At 42.9% G+C, this 9,104-nt stretch carries 8 protein-coding genes and 1 pseudogene; 8 read left to right on the top strand and 1 reads right to left on the bottom strand.

Features of this window, described 5'->3' with window-relative positions:
• Positions 1–169 precede the first annotated feature (169 nt).
• Positions 170–1,057, top strand: coding sequence for a LysR family transcriptional regulator (locus NHN17_RS24760; RefSeq protein ID WP_255045339.1), 888 nt, complete (start codon positions 170–172; stop codon positions 1,055–1,057).
• 259 nt (positions 1,058–1,316) lie between these two features.
• Positions 1,317–2,228 carry a sensor domain-containing diguanylate cyclase gene (locus tag NHN17_RS24755; protein WP_255045338.1) on the top strand — a complete coding sequence of 304 codons (912 nt, stop codon included), beginning with the start codon at positions 1,317–1,319 and terminating at the stop codon, positions 2,226–2,228.
• Positions 2,229–2,322: 94 nt separating this feature from the next.
• On the opposite strand, the pseudogene NHN17_RS24750 reads toward NHN17_RS24755, so the two are convergent.
• Positions 2,323–2,458, bottom strand: a pseudogene (locus tag NHN17_RS24750) (IS6 family transposase); the annotation flags it as partial.
• Positions 2,459–3,375: 917 nt separating this feature from the next.
• Between NHN17_RS24750 and mbhE the strand changes: the two are divergent.
• The 6 genes from mbhE to mnhG are packed head-to-tail and all read left to right on the top strand — an operon-like array spanning position 3,376 to position 8,917.
• A complete protein-coding gene (gene mbhE, locus NHN17_RS24740; protein WP_255045340.1) occupies positions 3,376–6,006 on the top strand; it encodes a hydrogen gas-evolving membrane-bound hydrogenase subunit E in 2,631 nt (876 codons plus the stop codon).
• Entirely contained in the window at positions 6,006–6,359 is a 354-nt protein-coding gene (locus tag NHN17_RS24735; protein ID WP_255045335.1) for a Na+/H+ antiporter subunit C, read from the top strand. The genes mbhE and NHN17_RS24735 overlap by 1 nt, the downstream gene beginning before the upstream one ends.
• The gene (locus NHN17_RS24730; RefSeq protein WP_255045334.1) at positions 6,356–7,849 is read left to right on the top strand and encodes a proton-conducting transporter transmembrane domain-containing protein; all 1,494 of its coding nucleotides are present in this window, start codon (positions 6,356–6,358) and stop codon (positions 7,847–7,849) included. Before NHN17_RS24735 ends, NHN17_RS24730 begins: the two co-directional genes overlap by 4 nt.
• Before the next feature lie 18 nt (positions 7,850–7,867).
• Complete coding sequence (locus NHN17_RS24725) at positions 7,868–8,344, top strand: Na+/H+ antiporter subunit E (RefSeq protein WP_255045333.1); 477 nt, start codon at positions 7,868–7,870, stop codon at positions 8,342–8,344.
• The gene (locus NHN17_RS24720) at positions 8,295–8,618 is read left to right on the top strand and encodes a cation:proton antiporter (RefSeq protein WP_373689596.1); all 324 of its coding nucleotides are present in this window, start codon (positions 8,295–8,297) and stop codon (positions 8,616–8,618) included. Before NHN17_RS24725 ends, NHN17_RS24720 begins: the two co-directional genes overlap by 50 nt.
• A gap of 2 nt (positions 8,619–8,620) precedes the next feature.
• Positions 8,621–8,917 (top strand): monovalent cation/H(+) antiporter subunit G, encoded by a 297-nt coding sequence (mnhG, locus tag NHN17_RS24715; protein WP_255045331.1) that lies wholly within the window; start codon positions 8,621–8,623, stop codon positions 8,915–8,917.
• Positions 8,918–9,104: the final 187 nt, after the last annotated feature.

Here is a 9,104-nt window from a genome sequence, read left to right as displayed (position 1 = left end):
CAAAGGTGTCAGCCTGGAGAAAATGGAAGAAGTGATGGCCAAAAAACTTGGCAAGAAAGTACCAGCACCAGCTGCTATTGAAGCGCAAGCAAACGCTTAATCACACGTTGTAATACCCAACAGGCTTGTCATTGATAAGCCTGTTTTTTCGATTAAAAAAGGCAACACTATGCTCGATAAAATGGCTTTCTTTGTTTACGTTATCCGAACCGGTTCAATTTCTGCCGCAGCACGAAAATTCAATGTTTCAGTCTCTGCAGGTAGCCGCTGGTTGCAAGATCTCGAACAAAGCTTCGGCATTACCCTATGCCGCCGAACTAATCGTTTATTAACCGCCACCCCTGCAGGTCAAAAGCTGGTTGATGAGTTTTCACCTTTGGTTGATAGCGCCGAACAACTATGTCGTAGCTTGCAAGACTACCAAGAGCAAGATAAAGGCCATATCAATATCGTTTGTACCCCGGTGTATGCCAACAACTTCTTAATGGATAAAATAAGCAGCTACCTCGTATCGCACCCCAATGTCACGTTTAACCTCAATGTCACGCCATGGGCGCTTGATCATGCCGCAGAAGCCGACTTGGTTATCAGTGCCAACGCTTGCTATCAAGGCTATCAAGAGAAAGACCTTCATCTTGTTCGTCGCGAACTGATGCAAAGCCCTTTTGTTGCCGTCGCCTCTCCGGAGTATCTAGAACAAAACTCAGCTCCCGAATTTCCAACCGAGTTGTCACAACACCAATGTTTATTTGCTACCACACTGACTGGCAGTAATGATTGGATTTTCGAACGCAATGGCGAAACCCAAATGATAAAAGTGCCTAAGTCACTAGAGGTTAACGACAGTGATTTGTTACTGCAAAGCGCAATCAAAGGGGCTGGTATTGCCTATTTGCCGTCCTTCATCCTTGATAAACCGCTATCTGATGGGCAACTCACCCCTATTTTGGAAGACTACGAAACCAGTATCTGGAGCCTCAACCTGTATTATCATCCACCGACAAAAGCGTCAGCCGTTGCCAGTCACTTCAAGAGCTTTTTGTTGGAGGGCTCTTAAGCCATGGCTAGCACCAGATAATTTCAATACCAATAGCGTACAATAGCAACGTCTGGCTGAGCTATATTCCATGGCCATTGCCTAAGCTGTAGCAACCACTCTAATCAGCACGAGCACAAAAGCGCCCATCCATTCAAGGTGCGAGGATTATATCATTTGTGGAACGTGAACATCATCACCTAAAAAAATCGACTGGACATTGCTTAAAAAATCAGGGGGAATTATAGTTTAATCAGGTTCATTTATTATAAGTGACATGATGGATAATAATAAATTTGAAGAATATGAAGCAATAATTTCTTCATTACCAGATTTGGTTTTTGTTATTACTGAATCAGGTCGAATTGTCGCTGTTTTAGGAGGCGATAGCTTAGAGCAGTATCATAATTGCAGTGTTCTTGAAAATTTCAGCATACTTGAAATCTTACCCGATGAACAAGCCCGTTGGTTTATAGATAAAATCAAAGAGACACTATCAAAAAATAAATTGATGATTTTTGAGTATTCTTTCTTACCCAAAAACATGTCCTACATCAACCATTCTCATGGTCCAGGTGGTGAGTTAAGATTGGAAGGGCGAGTTACCCCATTAAAGTCATATCGATACGGAGAACGTGCTGTTGTTTGGGTAGTAAGAAACATAACTGAGAGTTATAAATTAAAACAACAATTAATACATCAAGCTGAAACAGATCCCCTCTCAATGGTTTATAATAGAAGAAAATTATTTAAAGCTTTAGATGAGTCTTATTACAATTTCAAAAGATATAAAGAAAACATTGTTTTCTTTCTTATCGACATTGATAACTTTAAGCAAGTTAATGATAAATATGGTCATCAAGCTGGGGATTCAGTTATTCGAAATATAGCACAAAAATGCAAAGCAGAGCTAAGAAAAACGGATTTAATAAGTCGTATAGGCGGAGATGAATTTGGAATAATATATAGAGGAACCACAGAAAAATCATACTCAGCATTATCTAAACGCTTAAATAAAGCAGCCCAATCAATTACGATCGATGATAAAAACTTAGATTTAACTATATCTATTAGTATCGGGATAAGTCAATTTAAAGAGAGTGATAATAGTGTTGATGATATATATAATCGCGCTGACATAGCTTTATATAAGTCAAAGCTAAATGGAAAAAACATGTTCTCTTTAGTATAAAAGATACTATATCGGTGCAGGGAAATACTAAAAGCATTACGGGCTTGTTGAACTCATTCACTAGACCCACTTTTGCCATCGAAGTTCGAGATAATCACAGGTCAACATACTCAACATTGAACAACCGGTTTATAAAGGCGGATCTTTCCCATACCCTTGCCTTCGATTGTTGACCAAGCTCGCTTGCGTATCTTAAACTCGCCAGTGGCCACAATCAGCTTCTTGATGGGGCATGGGCATACGAGGAATGCTTATCTGAATTTAAGATATTTTGTAATTAGAGCCACTAGTTACTGCAATATCTGCCTTGATAACAACGATTTTTCCAGTCCAAATACTTGATCAACGACTTATCCAGATTGGTATTAGGCTGCTTCTTTGAAAACCTTATGCCTTAGTATGCGTGAAGAAAGAGCTACGCGGAATGAGTACTGATGGCATAACGTCAAGAAAGCTCTTGCCACTGAGGAAGAAAAGCCTGCCAAAAATCATCGACATGACAAAACAAGTTCACTAACTTACGCATTGCTGGTTCCTATCTATTTTTATCCAGAACTTAGGTTAATTATTATATTTCATGTAATTAGAGCTAACCTTTCACTTTATCTCAAATTGACCAACTTGTCTTACCAGTGCGACCTTTGTAATAGATTGTAAATAGCTGTAAATCACATTTAAGGCTGTCATCGAATTTCAACATTCCCGTCTACATTATATTCAGAAGGAATCATTACAACAGAATACATATTTTGTATATGGAGAGAATTGTGAAAAAGTACTGTCCTTACTGCAGCACCGAAATGCTTGAACACTGCAATGTTTTTGTTTGTCCAAGAAACAATATTGGCGAGTGCACATATGATGGTTATGAGGTGTGTCGGCTTCACGCAGAGACACACAACCTCAAGGAAAGGCACAACCACACATTCAATGGCGGTGAATATTCCGAACGCAACTAACTGAGGCGTGAGACCATCTTCAACGCAAGAGCCTAGGACGTGAGTACCTTGGACGCAAAATAAGGTTTATGGATTAGCCTTATTAGCACTAAGTACATTTATAAGCATATCTAAAGGGATGAATATAATTAGTGGCAGGTAACCGAGATAAAATAAAGCCTTTACTAGATAGCGGTAAACACCATTACATGCTTCTGGGTTTTGTGGTGTTTCCTGCAATCCTTTTTCTGACATCGATTTATTACTATCAATCGTCTCCGACAGGCCTACGATGGTCAACAGCATGGGTGCCTAGTCTCGATATTAACCTTAGCCTACAGCTTGATGCCCTCTCTTTTGTCTTTGTCGGCTTAATCAGTTGTATTGGTTTTTTTGTCCAGCTCTACGCATTAGCCTATATGAAAGGGAAAGCCGAGCGCTTTTCTTTTCACCTCTATCTCACGCTATTCATGTTATCCATGCTCGGGCTTGTTCTGAGTGACAACATAATCTTGCTGTTTGTGTTCTGGGAACTCACGACAATCACTTCCTACCTGCTTATCGGTTTCAATCATGAAAATGAAAAATCTCGCAAGAATGCACTGCAATCATTAGTCGTTACAGTTGCCGGAGGATTAGCCTTATTAGCCGGGTTAATATTACTGGGACAAATAACGGGTAGCTACGATCTCAGTACGATCATTGATAAGGCAGTTTCCACTAAAGACAGCGTAACTCAACACCCGTATTTTGTGCCATCTTTAGTATTGATCCTCCTTGGCGCTTTTACTAAATCGGCGCAATTCCCCTTTCATTTCTGGCTACCGGGTGCCATGGCCGCCCCAACACCAGTCAGTGCATTTTTGCACTCAGCGACGATGGTCAAAGCGGGAATTTATCTACTGGCTAGGCTTTCGCCGGTGTATGCCAGCAGTGATATTTGGTTTTATTGTCTAATCACGGTCGGTGGCTTTACCGCCTTGTGGTCAGCGATAATCGCGCTGATGCAAAAAGATCTCAAGCTTATGCTAGCGTTCAGCACCAATACGATACTCGGCATCCTGACGTTGCTGCTCGGCATCGGCACTGAAACCGCACTCGCAGCCGCTATCCTGTTCATTCTTGCTCACGCCTTTTATAAAGCCTCTTTGTTTATGGTGGTCGGGAATATCGACAAAGCAACGGGTACGCGTGATATCAGGGTACTCTATGGTTTAAAGGCCGTACTGATATTCAGTTTCGCCTCTGGGCTTATTGCCGCCCTCTCCAAAGCAGGAATCCCGCCGTTGCTCGGTTTCCTAAGTAAAGAATACACATACAAAGCTGGTCTGGAAGTCCATGGCATCGTTATGTTCGCTTTAGTGATGATCAATGCCATCATGGTCGCCCTCGCAATTGCGGTGATTTCGCAGCCTTTCTTACGGGAAAAAGTCGAAGATAACCCGACCGTTAAATCTATCGAGGCTGAAATCGGCTTCTGGATCCCCCCTTTGGTACTGGCTTGCTGTAGTGTGATCGTTCCCACCCTCGGATTGGGCTGGTTGAATGAATACATTCTCTCCACCGTTATTTTTGAGATCAATCAAGTAGAGCAATCTAGCCCAGTAAAATTGTGGCAAGGGATCAATCTGCCTTTAATCATGAGTGGTGTTACTTTAGCTTTAGGACTCCTCATTTATAAAAACATGTCGTCCGTTACTCTGATATTAAATAAGTTACTTGGCCCTCTTCCAGTGGCAAGCGACGTGTTTGAAAAGTGCATGACATTCATGTTATCTGTTGCCACTTGGCAAACCAACCGCTTGCAACACCGTCGTCTTAGCCTCTACGCCCTACTCTTTTTCTCGGTACTTGCTACGATATTATTGTTAAATCCAATTAAGGTTTCCGGTGACGTCCTTGAACGGATTAGGACTATCCAGCTCTACGAAATTGCCATTGCGGTGCTGTTAATGGTTGCCGCTTTGCTCTGTGTAATCTCGGCTTCACGCCTGTTATCCATTGCAGGGCTCGGTGCTATCGGCTTTCTGATGACATTGGTCTTCATGATCTATAGCGCACCCGATGTGGCCAAGACACTACTCTTGGTGGAAACACTGATGGTGGTATTCGTTGCGTTACTCATTAGCCATCTTCCTCATTTCAGTACAGTCAAACAACACTCTATTGCACGACGAAGCTTTCATGGCTTCATTGCCGTGGTGATAGGTCTTTCCATTACTGCGTTACTACTCACTATCACCAAGGGACCACTGGACTCACCACTCGCCGATTTCTTTGCCCAAAACAGCGTGCCTGGTGGTCATGGACGAAACATCGTCAACGTCATTCTGGTTGACTTCAGAGCTTTCGATACCCTGGGAGAAGCCATTGTTGTGGTAGTAGCAGCAATCGCTGCAATCAGCTTGTTCCAGACTCATTCTCAGCAGCAAAACCGGATACAATCGCTGATTTTCTGCACCACGGCCCACATCGTTGCCGTACTAATGATGGTTTTTTCCTTGTATTTACTCCTTCGCGGACACAATTCTCCTGGTGGTGGATTCATTGGTGCACTCATCGCCGTCATCGGCTTAACATTACTTATCTTTGCGGAATCGCCGCAGTATGTCAGGGAGCGGATGAGCTATAGACCGATGAATATCGCAATGTTTGGTGTTTTCTTAAGCCTGTTGGCAGGTGGGATCGGCTTTGTTATGGGAGCACCTTTCTTAACCGGGATGTGGTGGAAGCAGGTATTACCGTTAGGCACTCCACTCATTTTCGATGTTGGCATATACCTCGCGGTTATCGGCGGAGTGCTTGAGGTCTTGCTAAGAGTGAATGAGGAGCTCGATTAATGGAAGTACTATGGAGCATAGTCGTTGGTGTTTTTGTGACTGCCGGGGTTTACCTCATGCTTGAGCGTCATATTCTCCGCATTTTACTGGGCCTAATTTTGATCAGTAATGCTGTCAATTTAGCCATTTTCACAGCCGGTCGTTTAACACCGGGTAATCCCCCTCTTATTAATACTAACGCTGTGCTTCCTCCTGATGGCGCTGCCGATCCTCTGCCACAAGCGCTTATTCTGACAGCAATTGTCATTGGCTTTGGGTTATTGGTTTTTGCATTAATGTTGTTATATAGAGCCTATATGGAAACAGGTTCGGCTGATATCGATGACATGCAACATTCTGAGGAGGATCAATGACCTCAGTTTGGCTCACTCTGCCCGTCGTTTTATCGTTACTCACTGCTACCAGTGCTTTTTTTGTTCGCCATAGGCCAAATGCCATCAATTGGGTTAGTGGTTCCAGCGTGATCATAACTGTTTTTTGTAGTGTGCAGTTACTGGGAAAGATCCTTGAAAATGGTCCGTACGCCGTTGCATTTGGTAACTGGATGGCACCATTTGGGATTGTCTTTGTTGCCGACTTCCTCGGTGTAGCGATGACGGTCATTACCGCCATTATTGGTGCAGTTACTGTGTTTTATGCCATGGCGGATTTAAGACATAAGCCATCTTATGGCCTCTACCACGTCTTATTCCATGTGCTGCTAGCTGGGGTTTACGGGGCATTCTTAACCGGTGATATCTTCAACCTGTATGTGTGGTTTGAAGTAATGCTCATTGCTTCATTTGGCTTGATGATAGCTGATGCTGGTCGAAGGCAAATTGATGGTGCGGTAAAATACGTTTTGCTCAACTTGATATCGACATTGGTATTCTTACTGGCCATCGGTCTAACCTATGGTGCAACGGGGACGCTTAACTTAGCTGATCTCCATTTGAAGATCCCATATATAGAACCTCAAACCTCAACTCTATTATCAGCCCTGTTTCTGTTTACTTTTGCCATCAAATCAGCATTGTTTCCGTTGTTTTCATGGCTACCTGCCTCATACCATACGTTACCAAATGCCGTCGTTGCACTGTTTGCCGCCCTACTGACAAAAGTCGGCGTTTATGCCCTGCTAAGAATCTTCACCTTGGTCTTTCCCCTTACCGAGACCAACTGGCAGCCGCTGCTCATTTGGGTTAGCGGCTTAACTATGCTGACTGGCGTATTAGGTGCTGCCAGTCAGTTTGACATCAAGAAAATACTCTCTTTCCACATTATCAGCCAAATTGGCTACATGATAATGGGATTGGCTTTGTATACCCCTATAGCTATTGCTGGTGCGATTTTTTATATCATTCACCACATCATCGTAAAAGCAAATTTGTTCTTGATTGGCGGTTTTATAGAAAGCAATTATGGTACAAGCCAACTCCGCCATTTAGGTGGTGTTTACAAAGCCATGCCATGGCTTGCTTTTTTATTTCTTATTCCCGCCTTTTCATTGGCAGGCTTCCCACCTCTTTCTGGCTTCTGGGGAAAATTCCTGGTCATTAAAGCCAGTATTATCAATGACTATAATCTACTAGCAGCAACAGCACTTGTGGTAGGGCTATTAACTATATTCTCGATGACTAAGATTTGGAGCGAAGCCTTCTGGAAAGCACCGGTATCCAATCAAACTGAGAGAGATTTTCCACTGTCAATCAACCTTCTCTACTGTTTGCCCATTACGGTTTTAACACTAATGACGATAACAATCGGGTTAGTGGCTCAGCCTGTTTTCGAATTTGCAAACGAAGCTGCAGAACAATTATTAAACCCAGTTTTGTACATACGCGCTGTGTTGGGAGCACCATAATATAATGGGAGAGAAGGCATGAGTTACTTTATCCTAAACCTGCTTCTTGCCATGGCTTGGATGTTACTAAATGGGCAATACGGCAGCCTCGATTTTACTGTCGGGTTTGTCGTCGGGTATTTCACCCTAAGCCTTTGCCAACCATTTGGCTTAAAAACAGGCTATTTCAAGAAGTTCAGAGCCTTTTTGGCGCTAGTGATTTATTTTTGCTACGAGATGATCGTGTCTGTCACTCGAGTCGTCTGGGATGTCATCACACCCACACATTTGAGCCAACCGGATATTGTATATGTACCACTTGATGCTGAAACAGACCTTGAAATAACCCTATTAGCCAATATGGTGTCATTAACCCCAGGCAGCTTAAGTTTAGATGTTACACCTGATAAGAAGTACCTTGTACTACACGTAATGTTCGCCCCTGACCACGAGCGTGTAAAGCAGGATGTCAAACAAGGTTTGGAAGCGAGAATATTGGAGGTTACACGTGGGTGATCTACTTCAGATTAGTATCCAGCTCTCCTATATTGGCTTGATTATCAGCTTGATACTTGCATTTATTCGCCTAATACTTGGTCCAACATTGGCAGACCGTGTTGTCGCGTTAGATTTAATTTCTTTTATCACTATCGGCTTTATTGCTGTTTATACGTTGGATAGCGGTCAGAAGTCGCTGCTTGATGTTGCCATTACACTTGCTCTGGTGGCCTTCCTTGGCACTATTGCCTTTGCAAGGCTAATTGCCAAACAAAAGCTGGATAAGGGCTAGTCATGGATATCTTGATAAGCATACTTTTGTTCTTCGGTACTTTTTTTACGCTTGTAGCCAGCCTAGGTATTGTAAGAATGCCAGATCTCTATACCCGGATGCATGCTGCAACAAAAGCCGGCACCGTAGGAATTTATTTTCTGTTATTGGCAGTCGCATTTTCAATGCCTGAAAGCACTGTTATATCAAGAGTTATTGGTACCATACTCTTTCTTTTCATCACCGCCCCTATTGCTGCACATCTACTCGGTAAAGCCATGCAGCAAAGAGGCTATAAGATTTGGCGGAATGACAAGTAAATAGTCAGGTGTTCTTTGCAGTGAGGCAGACACCTTCACCATTGCTCCGGCCTATCCGTTCAGGGTTTAGTGGACTCCTCAAGCGTACCTTATGGAAAATAGCGTATTCAAAACGCTATGTTCCTTTTAACTGTTGCTGAAGACTTAACATCCTGTTTTCGTTAATTTCTTCAGTCACATCCATGTA

The organism is Photobacterium pectinilyticum (genome assembly GCF_024357955.1).
GTDB lineage: Bacteria > Pseudomonadota > Gammaproteobacteria > Enterobacterales > Vibrionaceae > Photobacterium > Photobacterium pectinilyticum.
This window is presented reverse-complemented; position numbering and strand designations above follow the sequence as displayed.